Here is a 16272-nt window from a genome sequence, read left to right as displayed (position 1 = left end):
CTAGCCGGTGAAGCCCTCGGCGCGGTAGATTTCCTGGCCGCGTCGGAAGACCACCAGCTTTTTCAGCGTCACCGGGTGGAAAAAGGCTTCGATCGACTGGCCTTCCTTGGTCCGGGCGTAGACTTCGTAGCAATCGCCCTCGACCTGCATTTTCAGCAGCTTCCATTCCTCCAGCCAGACCTTCTTCTTCAGCTTGGAGATCTTCTGCCAGCCATCCTTGGGGCCGGCCTTGCAGACGATGTCGCCATCGGCCTGCGCGGGGGCGGCGAGGCCGACAGCCGCGACGGCTGCAAGAAGGGTCGAAGCCTTGAGGATCCGGCGAAAACTCATGCGATACTCCTGGTAACGATTGTCCTGCGGCGCATGGCCATGCGCAATGTCCATGCCACCAATAATGGTGCGAGGTGAACGAGCGCTGGCCCCCACGCCCAATCGAGCAGCAGCCAGTGGATCAGCGCCAACACGAAGGCGGGATAGACGAGGCGCTGGATCTGCTTCCAGCGCCGCCCCAGCCGGCGCATCGCGGCATTGAAGCTGATCGCGGCGGGCACCAGCAACAGCGCGAAGGCCAGCCAGCCGGTCCAGATGCCGGGAATGGGCAGCTCGCCCACCATCGCCGACAGCAATTGCATGTCGAGCACGTAGAAACCGAGATGCAGCAGCGCATAGAGGAACGCCGCCACGCCCAGATTGCGGCGGATCGCCAGCCAGCCGCGCAGAAAGCGGTTGGGGCCCAGCGCATCGGTCAGCGGACCGGGCAGCAGCGCAAGGATCATCAGGCGGACCGACATCTCGCCGCTGGGGTGGTAGAGGTCCATCGCCAGCGCCTCGCCGCTGGCGATGCGCTGGATCATCAGCGCCGCCGGAATGGCGAGGACAAACCACAGCAGCGCGCGGCGCCAGCCGATCACGGCTGCGCCCAGCGCCGCAGCAGATTGTGATAGACGTGGATCAGCCGGTTGATCTCGGGATCTTCCTGCGGGCGGTCGGGCGTCAGCGCGCGGATCGACTGGTCGAGATCGTAGAGCAGCGCGCGCGCCGGCGTATCGGCCACCGCGCTCTGGATCCAGCTGATCGCGCAGATCCGCTGCCCGCGGGTTACCGGGGCAACCTGGTGCAGGCTGGATGAGGGGTAGAGGACCATATCGCCCGCGGCGAGCTTGACCGCCTGCGCGCCGAACTGCTCCTCGACGATCAGCTCGCCGCCGTCGTAGCTGCCGGGATCGGACAGGAACAGCGTCGCCGAAAGATCGCTGCGAATGGTCAGATCGGCTTCGGGCAGGCGCATCAGCGCGGCATCCGAATGCGTGCCGTAATGCCCGCCGTCTTGGTAGAGATTGAACACCGGCGGCCAGATCTTCTCCGCCAGCGAGGCCGAGACGAATTCCGCGTGCCGGCCCAGTTCGCGCAGTATCGCAGTGCCAAGCTCCTGCGCCAGCGCATCCTGCCGCGGCAATTGCAGGTTTTGCTTGACCGCGATCGACCGCGTGCCCGCCGTGCTGCCCCCGTCCTGCCAGTCGGCTTCGGCCAGCCGGTCGCGGAAGCGGCGCACCGTTTCATCGTCCAGCAGGTTCTCGATGATCGTCAGCATGGCGGGGGTTCTTGTCGTGGAAAATGGAAGGGCGCGAGCCGAAGCCCGCGCCCTGCCGTATCAGAACTTCCCGGTGAGCGTGAGCGTCGCCCGGCGTTCGTCACCCTTGTAGAGGAAGTGACCCGAACGATAGCCGGCGAGGTAATAATCCTCGTCGGTGACATTGGTCACATTCACCCGCGCGCCGAAATTCTGGTTGAAGTCGAAGCTGACGAAAGCATCGAAGGTCCAGTAGTCGGGGACGCGATAGGTGTAGATCCCCAGCGTGTCGTTAAAGCTTGCCGCATCGTCGGGCTGGCCGGTGTAGAGCGCGCCCTTGTAGGTCGCGGTCCCGCCGAAGGCGAGCGCCTCGGTCGCCTGGTAGCGGAGCTGGCCGCTGAACTGCGTGTTGGCGAAATTGCTCAGACGGCGACCGATCTTTTCGGGATCGTTCGAATCGGTGATTTCCGATTCCATCACGGTCAGTGCCGCCTGTGCGAGCAGCTTCGGCGTGATATTGCCCACCAGGCCGAATTCGACACCGCGGACGCGGTTCTCGCCGGTGTTGAGCGAACCGCCGGCGCTATAGTCGTCGCCTGCGGATTCGAACACGTCGCCCTTGGTGATCTGGAACGCCGCTGCGGTCAGCATGAAGCGGTCGTCGAACAGATCGGCCTTGACGCCCAGTTCAAAGCTTTCGCTGCTTTCGGGGCGGCCATCGCCGATGCCGGTGCCCTCGTCGACGCAGATGCCGCCATAGCCGCAATTGGCGCCGAGGTCGGATTCGCCGCCATTGATGTTCTTGGCCGAACCGTAGTTGAAGTAGACATAGACCTCTTCCATCGGCTTGACGCCGACGCCGGCATGGCCGTTCCACAGAGTGTCGCTGTAGGTAAAGGGCGTCACGGTGCCGCGGCTGTCGACCACATTGCTGTAGCTGAAGGCGTCCATGCGAATACCGCCATGGACCGACAGCCAGTCGGTGAAGTCGATCGTGTCCATCGCGTAAATCGACAACGTTTCGACCTGCCAGTCGCTGTCGACATCGCTGCGGGCGATGTCGCGCTGCAGCAGATTGTGGATTTCACTCTCGCCGAACAGCACATTGCGGTTTTCGTCGGTGATGCAATAGCTCGGGTTGAGGCTACCACCACGACCGGCAGTGACGCAATTGGTCGCGCCATTCTCGGTCAGATCGTAGGTGCCGTTGGCGACCTGCAGGTTCGAATATTCGGTACCGACAATCAGATTATGCACCAGGCTGCCGGTCGCGAATTCGCCGATCACATTGAACTGGTTGACGAAATACTCGACTTCCTGATTGCCCTGGTGGGTGCTCAGCGTGACCGGGGCGAAGGTATCGGTGTCCGGATCGTAGGAGCCGCCGCGCAGCCCGGTGAGAACGTAACCGTTGCTGGTTTCGCCATAGCGGGTCGAGTTGACGATCTGGAAGCCGTCGAACGGCGTGATGTAGATCCGCCCGGTGACGGTATCGACGTCCGATTCGAGGAAATCGCCGGTCTGGGTGTAATTGGGCACATCATCCCACGGCTGGTATACCGTTGCATCGCTCGGACCGGTCCCCGTCGGGCCCGGAACATAGCCGCCCAGATCGGGCGTGTCATTCGCGGTCAGGTGGTAATAATCGAGCACCAGTTCGAAGGTGTCGCTCGGCTTGAACGCCGCCGACACGGCTGCACCGTAGCGCTCGCGGTCGGAGAAGTTGCGGTTGGGCACTTCCTCATATCCGTAGAGCAGGTTGGCGCGCACCGCGATGGTGTCGGTCAGCGGCACATTGGCGTCGAGCGTGACGCGGTAATAGTCGTCGGTGCCGATGCCGGCATCGACGCGCGTGAACTGGTAATCGGTGCTGGCCTTCTTGGTGATCGAATTGACCGCGCCGCCGGTCGAACCGCGACCCGCGAAGCTCGAGCTCGGCCCCTTGGTGATCTCGATCTGGTCGACCGCGAAGGTTTCGCGCGTGGTCATGCCCGGATCGCGCAGACCGTCGACGAAGACATCGCTGCGCGCTTCATGGCCGCGGATGATGTAGCGGTCGCCGAAGGCGTTGCCGTTCTCGCCCGTACCCACGGTCACGCCGGGGATATTGTCGAGCACGTCGCGCAGATCGGTCGCGCCCTGTTCCTCGAGCTGCTGCTCGGTCAGCACCTGGATCGTCTGCGGGGTTTCCGACAATGGCTTCACGCGGCGCAAATCGCCCGAAGTGCGCGCCTTGTAGGGCACGCCCGGCTGCGCGTTCGGATTGACGTCGGCGGTAGCGTCTTCGATCTGCAGCGTGTCGAGGACGACTTCGTCTTCGTCATTGGCATCCTGTGCCTTGGCGTTGCCGGCGATGAGCGCTGCCGACAGGCCGATGGCCGCCACTGCAGTGCTCCGTCCGGCACCGCGCAGGCTGATCGGGCGGATCACGCCCTGGTTACGATCCCTCATGGAAAAACCTTTCTAATCATCATCTTGTGCGTAGGGAATAGTCGATAGGAAGCGAGATCGTGACACTGTCTTTGGTCATCGATCGCGGGAATTTGGGCAGCGGCGCAACGCGCTGCATCAGGTCCAGCGTGGCCTGGTCGAGCAGGTCGTGCCCGCTGGACGTGCGGATCGAGCTGGCGCTGATCCGGCCATCGGCAAGCACGGTGAAGCGCACCGTCACCACGCCCTGCTGGCGCGCCTTCTTGGCCTCGCTCGGATAGCGTTTCTTGCGATTGAGATGCGCGCTCAGCAGCGCATAGTAATCGGCCTCTTCGCGCTTGGCCTTCGGATCGTCGCCCGCGGTGGCAGCGGTTCCGGTGCCGCTGCCTTCGGGAGCGACCGCCAGCGCATTGCGCGCGGGCCGGGCGGAAGTGGTCGGCTGCGGCGCGGGCGCGACACTGCGGCGCGAGGGCAAGGGCGGTGGTGGCGGCGGCGTCGCAACGAACTCGCGCGGCAGCGGCGCCCTCACTTGCGGTGCCTCGATCCGCGGCTGGAAGGTCTGCGGCGGGACATAGTCGGGCTGGAGCGCATCGACCGGCTGCTCGTTCAACGCAGCGGGCGCCGGGGCGGCCTGCGGGGGCAGTTCCAGCAGGACGACCGGGTCTTCGACGATGGGCTTGGGCGGCGCGGTGCCGATCAGGAGCAGACCCGCGACCACGGCTGCATGGCCGGCGAAGGCAATGCCGCCCCCCAGCATCCAGTTGGTGCGTCCTGCCCCTGCCAGCATCATGGCACCGCGGCCCCGGTCTCGGCACCGACCAGCGCCACATGGACATAACCCGCGGCGCGCAGCGCGTTCATCGCCTGCATGATTTCGTCATAGGTGATCGCCTTGTCGGCGCGCAGGAAAACCCGCTCTTCGCGGTCGCCCGCAGTCGCTTCGGTGATCGCTGCACCCAGCGCCGCCAGCCGCACCTCATCTTCATTGACGAGGATCGACCCGTCGGCCTGCAGCGACAGATAGACCGGCGCTTCGGGCTTGGGTGCGGATTGCGCGTTGGATACCGGCAGATCGACCTTCACATCGACCGTCGCCAGCGGCGCGGCGACCATGAAGATGATCAGCAGCACCAGCATCACGTCGATGAACGGCGTGACATTGATCTCATGCGCGACCGCCAGGTCTTCGCTGTCCGAGGCGAGCCTGAGCGCCATCTCAGACCTTGCCCTCCGGCAGCGTGCCCCGGCTGAGATCGCGCGAGACCACGCGTAGCAGCGCGGCCGCACTATCGGCGACAACGGCGCGGTGCGCCGCGATGGCGCGTGCGAAATGGTTGTAGATCACCACCGCCGGAATGGCGGCGACGAGCCCGAGCGCGGTGGCCAGCAGCGCTTCGGCAATACCCGGCGCGACCACTGCGAGATTGGTGGTCTGCTGTTCGGCAATACCGATGAAGCTGTTCATGATGCCCCAGACGGTGCCGAACAGGCCGACGAAGGGCGCGGTCGCCCCGATCGTGCCGAGAATGGTGACGCCCTGCGTCATCTTGCGCGCGACCTTCGCCTCGTGCCGGTCGAGCCGCGAGACGAGCCGTTCCTTCAAGCCTTCGCGATCGTCGAGCGAGCCCGCCGATTGCGCGATCTCTTCGCGCGCCTGGATGACGATCGGATGATCGGCAAAGGCGGGGTCGAGCTGCGCCAGCGATTGCGTGGCGGCGAGCTTGTCGCGGAACTGCTCCGCGCTTTCGCGTTGCCGCGCGAGTTCGAGATGCTTGGCGACCAGCACGGTCCAGGTGACCAGCGAGGCGAGCACCAGCCCGATCATCACCAGCTTCACCACCCAGTCGGCCTGCGCGAACATGCCCCAGATGCTGAGGTCGGTCGGCAAGCCGGGCGCGGCCGCGCTTGTCCCGCCGCCCTGCGCTTGCGCGCCGACGGGAAACGCCGTCAAAGCAAGGACGGCAGCAAAAAATCGATGTCGAGACACTTGTATGGGGGCCCTCGTGATTCGTTCGAAGGTCCGCCTAGTGCGATGAGAATACTATTGCAAGTCATTCGCATTTGCAGGCCATCGGGCCGGATTTACGGGTGGTATTGTTGCAACGATCGCGCGTTGAAGGTCAGCGCGAAGTGCACCCCTGCCTGCAATGATCGGCGCAACGCGCAGCCGCCAGGCGGTTCGGAAAGGGTCGCGTCCGAGCCTTACGAATGGTCCGGTCAGGTGAGGCGCGCGAAATTGGCGACACCCGGGGCCGGGCTGCGGGTCGGGCGCGTGGGGGCCAGGTCCACCCCGGCGAGACCGCCGAGCGCAGCCGAAACCGCCGCGACCCGCTGTTCGTCGATGCGGTAGAAGACCAGCTTGGCGTCCTTGCGTGTCGTCACCAGCCCGGCATTGCGCAGGACGGCGAGCTGCTGCGACAGCGTGGGCTGGCCGATGTCCGCCGCCTCGTCGATCTCGCCGACATTGCGTTCGGTCCCGGCGAGTGTCTGCAAGATGCGCAGGCGCACCGGATGCGCGACCGCCTTGAGTGCATCGACCAGTTCGTCCCCGGTCATGCGCGCTTGCCCCGGCCCACTTCCTGCAGAAACCAGTCGGTGTGATCCTTCGCCGCGAACACATCGTCGAGCTCGGCGCTCGGCTGGCGCAGCAGCTTCTGTCCCGGCTCCCAATTGGCCGGGGCGAGCACCGGATCCTTGTCGACCGCCTGCAGCGCATCGAGCGTACGCAGCATTTCGGATGTCGAGCGTCCGACATTGGCGGGATAACATGTCATCGCGCGGATCACGCCGTGCGGATCGATGAAGAAGGTCGTGCGCACCGTTGCGCTGTCATTATCGCCCGGCGCGACCATGCCATAGGCGCGCCCGATGACGAGCGTGGGATCCTCGATGATCGGGAAGCGTACTTCGACATCGAAGCGGTCGCGGATCATCCGCAGCCAGGCGAAATGCGAGAACAGGCTGTCGACCGACAGCGCCATGAGGTCGCATTCGCGCTGCGCGAACTGGTCGGCAGCCTTGGCCAGCGCCACGAACTCGGTCGTGCAGACCGGGGTGAAGTCGGCCGGGTGCGAGAACAGGACCAGCCAGCGCCCGCGACAATCCGACAGCCGCATGTCGCCTGTGGTACTCCGGGCGGAAAAATCGGGTGCGATATCGCCGATCCGGAGGCCGGCACCGGGGGCGATATGCTCGCCGCTGTCTTTCGAGGCATCGTGGGTCATGCCGACTGCATACCACTTGACATCGGAAACGCAATACATATAAATAGTTTATGTAATCGAATGGAGTGAGAATCATGAATAACGATCAATCGCTACAATCGGCCTCCCAGCAAATTGCCCGCGCCCAGGACAACAAGGGGCTGCGCCCGTCGATCGCCGGGTTCTTCGACGAAGCAACCAATACGGTGTCCTATGTAGTGCACGACCCCAAGACCAGCGAGGCCGCAATCATCGATTCGGTCCTCGATTTCGAAGCCGCGTCGGGCCGGACCTCGAATGGCTCCGCCGATCGGATTGTCGAATACGTCACTTCCAATAATCTGAAAGTGACCTGGCTGATCGAGACCCATGCGCATGCCGACCACATTTCGGCGGCGCCCTATCTGCAGACCAAGCTCGGCGGCAAGCTCGCCATCGGACGCGAGATCATTCGCGTGCAGGAAGTGTTCGGCAAGCTGTTCAATGCCGGGACCGATTTCGAGCGTGACGGGTCGCAGTTCGACAAGCTGTTCGACGATGGCGAAACCTTCAGCCTCGGCGAGCTGGAAGGTATCGCGCTTCACGTTCCCGGGCACACGCCCGCGGACATGGCCTTCATCATCGGCGATGCGGCGTTTGTCGGCGATACGATCTTCATGCCCGACTTCGGAACTGCGCGGGCGGATTTCCCCGGCGGGGACGCGCACCAGCTGTTCCGCTCGATCCGCCGCCTCCTCTCCCTGCCCGACGACACGCGGCTGTTCCTGTGCCACGACTACAAGGCCCCGGGCCGCGACGAATACGCCTGGGAAACCACGGTGAAGCAGCAGCGCGAGGAGAACGTCCACGTCAAGGACGGCGTCACCGAGGACGATTTCGTCACCATGCGCACCACCCGCGACAAGGGCTTGGACATGCCCAAGCTGATCATGCCGTCGGTGCAGGTGAACATTCGCGGCGGGCGCCTGCCCGAACCCGAGGATAATGGCGTGAGCTACATCAAGATCCCGGTGAACGCGGTATGACGCTCCCCGGATTTCCCGATGCCGCGCCGCTCGCCGGACTGGCGGGCGGCGCGCTCATCGGCCTTGCCGCGGCGCTGATGCTGCTCGGGCTTGGCCGTATCGCCGGCGTTTCCGGGCTAGCCGCGAAGGCGGTCGGCCTGGGCGGTAGCGGGATTCCCCGCAGCGCCGCGTGGATGTTCGTGATCGGCCTGCCGCTCGGCGCGCTGATCGTGTCGCTCCTCAGCGGCGGGATCGAGGCCCGCTTCGCCAGTCCGCTGGTATTGGTGGTCGCAGGCTTGCTGGTCGGGATCGGAACCCGCCTCGGCAGCGGCTGCACCAGCGGACACGGGGTTTGCGGGGTCAGCCGCCTGTCGGGCCGCTCGATCGTCGCCACCGCGACTTTCATGGCGGCGGGCATTGCCACGGTCGCGGTGATGAACGCGATGGGACTGGAGGTATTGCAATGAGCCGGATCACTATCCCAAGCCTGATCTCAGGCACGCTGTTTGGCGCCGGACTGGCGCTGGGCGGGATGACCAATCCAGCGCGTGTGCGCGGATTTCTCGACATCTTCGGCGCATGGGACCCGACGCTCGCCTTCGTCATGGGCGGCGCGGTCATCGTCATGGCGATCGCCTGGCGTTTCGTGCCGCGCATGGCAGCGCCGCTGCTCGACGAGCATTTCCACCTGCCGACCCGATCCGACCTCACCCCGCGCCTGATCGGCGGGGCGGCGCTGTTCGGCATCGGCTGGGGCGTGGCCGGACTGTGCCCCGGACCGGGCATCGCTGCGCTGGTGATCGAACCCGCGGCGGCGGCGATCTTCGTCGCGGCCATGCTTGCGGGTATGGCTCTCGTGCGGTTGTTCGAAGGAGCGGGCGCATGAGAATTATCGAAGTCACCGAGCGGTTCGCAGTCGTCCCGCAAGTGCAGGCTGCCGACATGCGAGACGCTGCCGATGCGGGCTATCGCACCGTCATCTGCAATCGCCCCGACGGGGAGGAAGATGGCCAGCCCACCGTGGCCGAGATGCGCGATGCGGCGCACAGCGCAGGCATTGCCTTCCATCATATCCCGGTTTCGGGAGGCGCCTTTCCCGCGGAGGCGATCGCGGCCTTTGCCACGGTCCGCCGGGAAGCGGATGGCAAGGTGCTGGCCTACTGCCGTACCGGCACACGCTCGATCACGCTCGATACGCTTGCCAATGTCGAGCAGCTGAGCGCCGATGCGCGCATCGAGCGGGCGCGGCAGGCAGGCTACGACCTGTCCCCCCTGCGCCCGCGGCTTGGCGCATAACCCAAATCACTTCTCGGAGAGGATCGGCATGGCACAGGCACTTACCCACGAGGTGGTCATTATCGGCGGCGGATCGGCGGGCATCGCTACCGCGTCCTCGATGCTGCGGCGGCGTCCCGGTCTGGATATCGCGATCGTCGAGCCGGCCGAGGACCATTACTATCAGCCCGGCTGGACGATGGTCGGCGCGGGCGTGTTCGATGCGCCGGTAACCCGCCGCCCGATGGCCAGCGTCATGCCCCGGCGAGCCCACTGGATCCGCGAGGCCGCGGCCAGCTTCCAGCCCGAGCATAATCAGGTAACGCTCGCCGACGGCAGCACGATTACCTACCGGATCTTGATCGTCGCCCCCGGTATCCGCCTGGCGTGGGAGAAGATTGCCGGGTTGGAAGATACGCTGGGCAAGAACGGCGTGACCTCGAACTATCGCTACGATCTCGCCCCCTACACCTGGGAGCTGGTGCAGGGCCTCAAGTCCGGGCGGGCGATCTTCAGCCAGCCGCCGATGCCGATCAAATGTGCCGGCGCGCCGCAAAAGGCGATGTACCTGTCCTGCGATGCATGGGCCGATAGCCATGTGCTCAACGATATCGATGTCGAGTTCCGCAATGCGGGCGGCGTGCTTTTCGGGGTCAAGGAATACCTCCCCGCGCTGATGGAATATGTCGAGAAATACGGCATCGATCTCAAGCTCAACCAGACACTCGTCGCGGTCGACGGACCGGCAAAGACCGCCACGTTCAAGACCGAAGCGGGCGAGGAAGTGGTCGCGTTCGACATGCTCCACGTCGTGCCCCCGCAAGTGGCGCCGCAATTCGTTGCCGACAGCCCGCTGGCGCATGCCGAAAGCGGCTTTGTCGATGTCGACAAGTTCACGCTGCGCCATGTGCGCTACCCCAATGTCTTCGGTCTTGGCGATGCCGGGTCGAGCCCCAATGCCAAGACCGCCGCGGCCGTGCGCAAGCAGGCACCGATCGTCGCGGTCAACGCGCTGGCGGTGCTCGACGGCAAGCAGCCGGTCGCCGATTACGATGGCTATGGCTCGTGTCCGCTGACGGTCGAGCGCGGGAAGATCGTGCTTGCCGAGTTCGGTTATGACGGCGAGCTCCAGCCCAGCTTCCCCACCTGGCTGATCGACGGCACGCGTCCGCGGCGGCTGAGCTGGCTGCTGAAATCCGAAGCGCTGCCGTGGATCTACTGGAACGGCATGCTCAAGGGCCATGAATGGATGGTCAAACCGCAGGTCAAGACCGCCGCGTGATGGACAGGCCGGAATCGGACCCAGGCGTGGCGCAGGCCAGCGCCCCCGGACAGGGCCAGCGCGCAGGAGCGCTGGCGCAGTATTTCCCCATCCTCGAATGGGGCCGGTCGTATAATGGCGCGATCCTGACCAAGGACATGGTGGCGGCCATCGTCGTCACCATCATGCTGATCCCGCAAAGTCTCGCCTATGCGCTGCTGGCGGGCCTGCCGCCGGTGGTCGGGCTCTTCGCCTCGATCCTCCCGCTGGTCGCCTATGCGATTTTCGGCACCAGCCGCACTCTGGCGGTCGGCCCGGTTGCGGTGGTGTCGCTGATGACCGCAAGCGCGGCGGGCGCGGTCGCCGCGCAGGGAACCGCGCTTTATCTCGAAGCGGCGATTACGCTGGCGGCCTTGTCGGGTGTGATGCTGGTCGTGCTCGGCCTGCTGCGCATGGGCTTCCTCGCCAACCTGTTGTCGCACCCGGTGATCAGCGGGTTCATCACTGCCAGCGGTATCCTCATCGCGACCAGCCAGCTCAAGCATATCCTCGGCGTCAGCGCGGGCGGCGATACCTGGCCCGCCATGCTTGGCGGACTGGCATCGGCTTCCGACCAGATCAATCCGTGGACGCTCGCGATCGGCGTGCCCGCGACGCTGTTTCTGTTCTGGGTCCGCAAGGGTCTGAAGCCCTTGCTGATGCGGATGGGCCTGAAACTCCATGCCGCCGATATCGTGGCCAAGGCCGGACCGGTAGCCGCGGTGGCGGTCACCATCCTTGCAGCGATTGCATTCGATCTGGGCGATCGCGGCGTGAACCTGGTCGGCGCGATCCCGCAGGGTCTGCCTCCCTTCGCCCTTCCCTCGACCGATCTCGACCTGATTGCGCAGCTATGGGTGCCCGCGCTGCTGATCTCGGTCATCGGTTTCGTCGAAAGCGTCTCGGTCGCGCAGACGCTGGCCGCCAAGCGGCGCCAGCGGATCGCGCCGAACCAGGAATTGATCGGCCTCGGCGCGTCGAACATCGCCAGCGCTTTTTCGGGCGGCTATCCGGTAACCGGCGGTTTCGCCCGCTCGGTGGTCAATTTCGATGCCGGTGCGGAAACGCCCGCCGCGGGTGCCTACACCGCGGTGGGTATCGCGCTGGCAGGGTTGTTCCTGACACCCCTGCTGTTCAGCCTGCCGATCGCGACGCTGGCCGCGACAATCATCGTCGCCGTGCTCAGCCTGGTCGACCTGAAGACCCCGGGCCAGCTGTGGCGCTATTCGAAAGCCGATTTCGCCGCGCATATGGTGACCATCGTCATCACCCTGCTGGCGGGCGTCGAACTGGGCGTGATCGCCGGGGTCGCGGTGGGACTGCTGCTCTATCTGTGGCGCGCCAGCCGCCCGCATGCCGCGATCGTCGGCCGCGTTCCCGAGACCGAGCATTTCCGCAATATCGACCGCCACGACGTGTTCACCGTGCCGCATGTCCTGTCGATCCGCATCGACGAGAGCCTGACCTATCTCAACGCGCGCTGGCTCGAGGAATATGTCCTCGAGGAAGTCGCCGACCGGCCCGCAGTGCGCCACGTAATCCTGATGTGCAGCGCAGTGAACGAAATCGATGCTTCGGGCCTCGAAAGCCTCGAGGCGATCAATCACCGTATGGCCGATGCCGGGATCGGGCTGCATTTGTCCGAAGTAAAAGGTCCGGTCATGGATCGGCTGAACCGCACCCATTTCGTCGCCGATCTGAACGGCAAGGTGTTCCTGTCGCAGAACCGCGCCTTTCGCGAACTCGCGGCCAATGGCGGCCCGCCCGACACGCCCACACCCGACATGGCGCGGGGGATGATCTGATGGCGGTAATCCCCGACAAGGACGCGCGCTGCCGCCGGATCGAGACGCTGATCGCCGCCGGCAAGGGCGTGTGCGAGAGCTGCCGCGAGGTCGGCATCTCGGAAAAGACGTTCTACCGCTGGCGCACGGCGCGCCAATCCGATGCAACACCCATTGCGTAATTCGGGCGGGCCAAGCGGCCATCGCTCCGCTAAACGAGCTGTGAGATAGGGGACACCATGTTCGAAGGCGTCGACGCACTTCTACTCGCCCGGATCCAGTTCGCCTTTACGGTGAGCTTCCACTTCATCTTCCCGGCCTTTTCGATCGGCCTGGCGAGCTTCCTCGCAGTGCTCGAGGGCCTGTGGCTCAAGACCGGCAAGCAGATCTATCTCGACCTGTTCAAATACTGGCTCAAGATCTTCGCCATCGCCTTCGCCATGGGCGTCGTGTCGGGCATCGTCATGAGTTACCAGTTCGGCACCAACTGGTCGGTCTTCTCCGACATCGCCGGCCCGGTGATCGGCCCGCTGATGGCCTATGAAGTCCTCACCGCCTTTTTCCTCGAGGCGGGGTTCCTCGGCGTCATGCTGTTCGGGATGAACAAGGTCGGCAAGAAGCTCCACTTCGCCGCCACGCTGATGGTCGCTGTCGGGACCTTTGTGTCGGCCTTCTGGATCCTGTCGGTCAACAGCTGGATGCAGACGCCGGTCGGCTACGAACTGGGCGCAAACGGGCAATATCTGCCGGGCGACAGCTGGATCGAGATCATCTTCAACCCCAGCTTCCCCTATCGCCTCGTGCACACGGTGATCGCCGCCTATCTCACTACCGCCTTCGTGGTTGGCGGGGTCGGCGCATGGCACCTGCTGCGCGACCGCACCAATCTCCATGCGCGCAAGATGTTCTCGATGGCGATGTGGATGGCGGCGATCGTCGCGCCGATCCAGATTTTCGCCGGCGATCTGCACGGGCTCAACACGCTCGAGCACCAGCCGCAAAAGGTCATGGCGATGGAGGGGCATTACCAGAGCCATCCCGATGGCGCGCCGCTGATCCTGTTCGGCATTCCCGACAGCGAGGAAAAGCGGGTCAAATACGCCGTGGAGATTCCCAAGGCATCCTCGCTGATCCTCAAGCACGATCTCTATGCGCCGATGGCAGGGCTGGATACGATCCCCGATGACGAGGAACCGCCGGTCGGCATCGTGTTCTGGTCGTTCCGCATCATGGTCGCCATCGGCTTCGCCATGCTCGGGCTCGGACTGTGGAGCCTGCTCGCGCGTGTCCGCAGGAAGCTCTACGACTGGCCGCTGCTGCACCGCGCCGCGCTGGTCATGGCACCGAGTGGTTTCGTTGCGGTCATCGCCGGGTGGATCACCACCGAAGTCGGCCGCCAGCCCTATGTGATCTACAATCTGCTGCGCACGGCGGATGCCGCCAGCCCGCTCGACGCGCCCGCAGTCGGCGCTTCGCTACTCGCCTTCGTGGTGGTCTATTTCGCCGTTTTCGGCGCGGGGGTGTGGTACATTCTCCACCTGATGCACAGTCCCCCGCATGTCGGCGAGAAGGGCGTCAAGCGCGGCGATACGGGGCCCATCCGTACCGCCGGCATTACCCCGGGGCCGTCGCAGAACCCGGGCGACCCCAGCACCCTGCCGCGCGATCACGAGGAGGCGACCGATGGCCGTTAATTTCGACCTTACCGTCATCTGGGCGTTCATCATCGCCTTTGCGGTCTTCGCCTATGTCGTGATGGACGGCTTCGATCTGGGCATCGGGATCCTCTTCCCGACCTTCGAAGTCGGGCCCGAACGCGACCGGGCGATGAACTCCATCGCCCCGGTCTGGGACGGTAACGAGACCTGGCTGGTGTTGGGGGGCGGCGGGCTTTTTGCTGCCTTCCCGCTGGCCTATGCGGTGATCCTGCCGGCGACCTATCCGCTGATCATCGCCATGTTGCTGGGGCTGGTCTTTCGCGGCGTGGCGTTCGAGTATCGCTGGCGCGACCCCAGCCATCGGCGGCTGTGGGACGCGGCCTTTACCGGCGGCAGCCTCGTGGCGGCGATGGCGCAGGGCATGACGCTGGGCGCGCTGCTGCAGGGCATCGAAGTGGTCGACCGCGCCTATGCGGGCAGCTGGTTCGACTGGCTGACGCCCTATACGCTGCTGACCGGGCTCGGCACGGTGGCGGGCTATGCGCTGCTTGGTGCGACCTGGCTGGTGTGGAAGCTCGACGGCGACAGCCAGCATCACGCCCGCCAGCTTGCCAAGCGCGCCGCCTGGGCCACGCTGGTGCTGATGGGCGGGGTCAGCCTCTATAACGTGTTCCTGAACCCCGAATATGCCGATCGCTGGCTGACGGCGCCCGAGATATACCTCGCCGCGCCCGTGCCGATCCTGACCGGCATCATCGCGATCGCCCTGCTGCGCTCGCTGTCGGTCGAGCGCCACAGCAAGCCGTTCTGGCTCAGCCTCGCGCTGTTCTTCTTCGGCATGGCGGGGCTCGGGTTCACCATGTGGCCCTATGTCGTGCCGCCCGGCGTCACCATCTGGGATGCCGCGGCACCCGAACGAAGCCAGATCTTCATGCTGGTCGGGGTGGCGATCACCATGCCGCTGATCATCGCCTATACTGCCTGGGCCTATTGGGTCTTCCGCGGCAAGGTGGGCGACGAGGGCTATCATTGATGCCCGGTCCGGACGAACGACCGCTGTGGCGGCGGCTTGGCTGGATGGCAGTGATCTGGGCGGCGAGCATCGCCGTGCTGGGCACCGTCGCTTATATCATCCGGTTCTGGCTCAAGGCCTGACTCGGATTGTCACCTAGAAGGCTTTCAATTATCATTTTCACATAAATGAACGGCTACGGCGGGCACCCTTAAGGCGTAAGCAGGTCAAATCCAGACGCGTTTGATTACTCGATTAATGCAATCGTAAATCCGAATTGGACGGTGTTCCGAACCGCGCGTAGAAGGTGCGCATCCACTCGAAGCGAAGGATTTGCACATGAGTCTCCATATCGGCGACACCGCCCCCGACTTCACCGTCGACACCCAGAATGGCGAAATCAGCCTGCATGAATGGGCGGGCGACAGCTGGGTTTTCTTCTTCAGCCACCCGGCCGACTTCACGCCCGTCTGCACGACCGAAATGGGCCGCACCGCGCAGCTCTCCGACGAGTTCGACAAGCGCAATGTGAAGCCGCTTGGCCTGTCCACCGACACCGCCGCCGAACACGCGCGCTGGATCGAGGATGTCAACGACACGCAGAACACCAATCTGGTTTTCCCGATCGTCGCCGACGCCGATCTCAAGATCGCAAAGCTCTACGACATGATCCATCCCGACGAGAGCGAGACGGCCGCGGTCCGCTCGGTCTTCCTCATCGATCCCGACAAGAAGGTCCGTCTGACGATGACCTATCCGATGAGCGTCGGGCGCAATTTCGACGAGATCCTGCGCGCTATCGATGCGCTGCAGTTCAGCGACAAGCACGGCGTCGCGACTCCGGCGGACTGGCGCCACGGCAAGGTCGCGATCATCCCGCCCTCGGTCTCCGACGAGGACGCCAAGGCACGCTTCCCGCAGGGCTTCACTACGCTACGGCCCTACCTGCGCACGGTCGCAATCGACTGAGCCTGGGCCAACCCGATCCATGACATGGGCGGGACCGGCTTGCGCCGGTCCCGCCTGCCCGTGCTAG

20 protein-coding genes are annotated in these 16272 nt (G+C 64.7%); 11 read left to right on the top strand and 9 right to left on the bottom strand.

Translation table 11 applies throughout. The features are described 5' to 3' along the window. The 9 genes from J2S32_RS13990 to J2S32_RS13950 form a co-directional block, all read right to left on the bottom strand. Positions 1–330, bottom strand: coding sequence for a PepSY domain-containing protein (locus J2S32_RS13990; protein ID WP_253522321.1), 330 nt, complete (start codon positions 328–330; stop codon positions 1–3). Further along, positions 327–911, bottom strand: coding sequence for a ferric reductase-like transmembrane domain-containing protein (locus J2S32_RS13985; protein ID WP_253522319.1), 585 nt, complete (start codon positions 909–911; stop codon positions 327–329). The genes J2S32_RS13990 and J2S32_RS13985 overlap by 4 nt, the downstream gene beginning before the upstream one ends. Beyond that, the gene (locus J2S32_RS13980) at positions 908–1591 is read right to left on the bottom strand and encodes a Fe2+-dependent dioxygenase (RefSeq protein WP_253522317.1); all 684 of its coding nucleotides are present in this window, start codon (positions 1589–1591) and stop codon (positions 908–910) included. The genes J2S32_RS13985 and J2S32_RS13980 overlap by 4 nt, the downstream gene beginning before the upstream one ends. A 60-nt stretch (positions 1592–1651) precedes the next feature. After that, complete coding sequence (locus J2S32_RS13975; protein ID WP_253522314.1) at positions 1652–4021, bottom strand: TonB-dependent receptor; 2370 nt, start codon at positions 4019–4021, stop codon at positions 1652–1654. Between the two features lie 19 nt (positions 4022–4040). Next, positions 4041–4790, bottom strand: a complete 750-nt coding sequence (locus J2S32_RS13970; RefSeq protein ID WP_253522310.1) for an energy transducer TonB — start codon at positions 4788–4790, stop codon at positions 4041–4043. Then, entirely contained in the window at positions 4787–5215 is a 429-nt protein-coding gene (gene exbD / locus J2S32_RS13965) for a TonB system transport protein ExbD (protein ID WP_253522307.1), read from the bottom strand. The genes J2S32_RS13970 and exbD overlap by 4 nt, the downstream gene beginning before the upstream one ends. Before the next feature lies 1 nt (position 5216). Continuing rightward, a complete protein-coding gene (gene exbB, locus J2S32_RS13960) occupies positions 5217–5951 on the bottom strand; it encodes a tonB-system energizer ExbB (protein ID WP_253522303.1) in 735 nt (244 codons plus the stop codon). Positions 5952–6217: 266 nt separating this feature from the next. Then, entirely contained in the window at positions 6218–6556 is a 339-nt protein-coding gene (locus J2S32_RS13955) for an ArsR/SmtB family transcription factor (protein ID WP_253522300.1), read from the bottom strand. Further along, the gene (locus tag J2S32_RS13950) at positions 6553–7224 is read right to left on the bottom strand and encodes a peroxiredoxin (RefSeq protein ID WP_253522298.1); all 672 of its coding nucleotides are present in this window, start codon (positions 7222–7224) and stop codon (positions 6553–6555) included. The genes J2S32_RS13955 and J2S32_RS13950 overlap by 4 nt, the downstream gene beginning before the upstream one ends. Before the next feature lie 74 nt (positions 7225–7298). Between J2S32_RS13950 and J2S32_RS13945 the strand changes: the two genes are divergently transcribed. The 11 genes from J2S32_RS13945 (at position 7299) to J2S32_RS13895 (ending at position 16205) form a co-directional block, all read left to right on the top strand. Beyond that, positions 7299–8228 carry an MBL fold metallo-hydrolase gene (locus J2S32_RS13945; RefSeq protein ID WP_253522296.1) on the top strand — a complete coding sequence of 310 codons (930 nt, stop codon included), beginning with the start codon at positions 7299–7301 and terminating at the stop codon, positions 8226–8228. Further along, positions 8225–8674, top strand: coding sequence for a YeeE/YedE family protein (locus J2S32_RS13940; RefSeq protein WP_253522294.1), 450 nt, complete (start codon positions 8225–8227; stop codon positions 8672–8674). Before J2S32_RS13945 ends, J2S32_RS13940 begins: the two co-directional genes overlap by 4 nt. After that, entirely contained in the window at positions 8671–9093 is a 423-nt protein-coding gene (locus tag J2S32_RS13935) for a DUF6691 family protein (RefSeq protein ID WP_253522292.1), read from the top strand. The genes J2S32_RS13940 and J2S32_RS13935 overlap by 4 nt, the downstream gene beginning before the upstream one ends. Then, on the top strand, positions 9090–9503 hold the full coding sequence (locus J2S32_RS13930) for a TIGR01244 family sulfur transferase (protein WP_253522290.1): 414 nt from the start codon (positions 9090–9092) through the stop codon (positions 9501–9503). Before J2S32_RS13935 ends, J2S32_RS13930 begins: the two co-directional genes overlap by 4 nt. A 28-nt stretch (positions 9504–9531) precedes the next feature. After that, positions 9532–10764 carry an NAD(P)/FAD-dependent oxidoreductase gene (locus J2S32_RS13925; RefSeq protein ID WP_253522287.1) on the top strand — a complete coding sequence of 411 codons (1233 nt, stop codon included), beginning with the start codon at positions 9532–9534 and terminating at the stop codon, positions 10762–10764. Further along, the gene (locus J2S32_RS13920; protein ID WP_253522284.1) at positions 10728–12587 is read left to right on the top strand and encodes a SulP family inorganic anion transporter; all 1860 of its coding nucleotides are present in this window, start codon (positions 10728–10730) and stop codon (positions 12585–12587) included. Before J2S32_RS13925 ends, J2S32_RS13920 begins: the two co-directional genes overlap by 37 nt. Continuing rightward, positions 12587–12748: a transposase gene (locus J2S32_RS13915; RefSeq protein ID WP_253522281.1), complete on the top strand. Its 162-nt coding sequence runs from the start codon at positions 12587–12589 to the stop codon at positions 12746–12748. Before J2S32_RS13920 ends, J2S32_RS13915 begins: the two co-directional genes overlap by 1 nt. Before the next feature lie 57 nt (positions 12749–12805). Further along, positions 12806–14260 (top strand): cytochrome ubiquinol oxidase subunit I, encoded by a 1455-nt coding sequence (locus J2S32_RS13910; protein ID WP_253522279.1) that lies wholly within the window; start codon positions 12806–12808, stop codon positions 14258–14260. Further along, positions 14250–15257: a cytochrome d ubiquinol oxidase subunit II gene (gene cydB / locus J2S32_RS13905; protein ID WP_253522277.1), complete on the top strand. Its 1008-nt coding sequence runs from the start codon at positions 14250–14252 to the stop codon at positions 15255–15257. The genes J2S32_RS13910 and cydB overlap by 11 nt, the downstream gene beginning before the upstream one ends. Beyond that, positions 15257–15379 (top strand): DUF2474 domain-containing protein, encoded by a 123-nt coding sequence (locus J2S32_RS13900; RefSeq protein WP_253522275.1) that lies wholly within the window; start codon positions 15257–15259, stop codon positions 15377–15379. The genes cydB and J2S32_RS13900 overlap by 1 nt, the downstream gene beginning before the upstream one ends. Before the next feature lie 196 nt (positions 15380–15575). Further along, on the top strand, positions 15576–16205 hold the full coding sequence (locus tag J2S32_RS13895) for a peroxiredoxin (RefSeq protein WP_253522273.1): 630 nt from the start codon (positions 15576–15578) through the stop codon (positions 16203–16205). The last annotated feature ends 67 nt before the right edge of the window (positions 16206–16272 follow it).

The organism is Qipengyuania citrea (genome assembly GCF_024171405.1).
GTDB classification, from domain to species: domain Bacteria; phylum Pseudomonadota; class Alphaproteobacteria; order Sphingomonadales; family Sphingomonadaceae; genus Qipengyuania; species Qipengyuania profunda.
This window is presented reverse-complemented; position numbering and strand designations above follow the sequence as displayed.

Bases quoted from the DNA above. Each gene is read 5' to 3' on its own strand.
- J2S32_RS13990 (WP_253522321.1), bottom strand. From the start codon at position 330: ATGAGTTTTCGCCGGATCCTCAAGGCTTCGACCCTTCTTGCAGCCGTC.
- J2S32_RS13980 (WP_253522317.1), bottom strand. From the start codon at position 1,591: ATGCTGACGATCATCGAGAACCTGCTGGACGATGAAACGGTGCGCCGC.
- J2S32_RS13975 (WP_253522314.1), bottom strand. From the start codon at position 4,021: ATGAGGGATCGTAACCAGGGCGTGATCCGCCCGATCAGCCTGCGCGGT.
- J2S32_RS13970 (WP_253522310.1), bottom strand. From the start codon at position 4,790: ATGATGCTGGCAGGGGCAGGACGCACCAACTGGATGCTGGGGGGCGGC.
- exbD (WP_253522307.1), bottom strand. From the start codon at position 5,215: ATGGCGCTCAGGCTCGCCTCGGACAGCGAAGACCTGGCGGTCGCGCAT.
- J2S32_RS13955 (WP_253522300.1), bottom strand. From the start codon at position 6,556: ATGACCGGGGACGAACTGGTCGATGCACTCAAGGCGGTCGCGCATCCG.
- J2S32_RS13950 (WP_253522298.1), bottom strand. From the start codon at position 7,224: ATGACCCACGATGCCTCGAAAGACAGCGGCGAGCATATCGCCCCCGGT.
- J2S32_RS13945 (WP_253522296.1), top strand. From the start codon at position 7,299: ATGAATAACGATCAATCGCTACAATCGGCCTCCCAGCAAATTGCCCGC.
- J2S32_RS13940 (WP_253522294.1), top strand. From the start codon at position 8,225: ATGACGCTCCCCGGATTTCCCGATGCCGCGCCGCTCGCCGGACTGGCG.
- J2S32_RS13935 (WP_253522292.1), top strand. From the start codon at position 8,671: ATGAGCCGGATCACTATCCCAAGCCTGATCTCAGGCACGCTGTTTGGC.
- J2S32_RS13930 (WP_253522290.1), top strand. From the start codon at position 9,090: ATGAGAATTATCGAAGTCACCGAGCGGTTCGCAGTCGTCCCGCAAGTG.
- J2S32_RS13925 (WP_253522287.1), top strand. From the start codon at position 9,532: ATGGCACAGGCACTTACCCACGAGGTGGTCATTATCGGCGGCGGATCG.
- J2S32_RS13920 (WP_253522284.1), top strand. From the start codon at position 10,728: ATGGATGGTCAAACCGCAGGTCAAGACCGCCGCGTGATGGACAGGCCG.
- J2S32_RS13915 (WP_253522281.1), top strand. From the start codon at position 12,587: ATGGCGGTAATCCCCGACAAGGACGCGCGCTGCCGCCGGATCGAGACG.
- J2S32_RS13910 (WP_253522279.1), top strand. From the start codon at position 12,806: ATGTTCGAAGGCGTCGACGCACTTCTACTCGCCCGGATCCAGTTCGCC.
- cydB (WP_253522277.1), top strand. From the start codon at position 14,250: ATGGCCGTTAATTTCGACCTTACCGTCATCTGGGCGTTCATCATCGCC.
- J2S32_RS13900 (WP_253522275.1), top strand. From the start codon at position 15,257: ATGCCCGGTCCGGACGAACGACCGCTGTGGCGGCGGCTTGGCTGGATG.
- J2S32_RS13895 (WP_253522273.1), top strand. From the start codon at position 15,576: ATGAGTCTCCATATCGGCGACACCGCCCCCGACTTCACCGTCGACACC.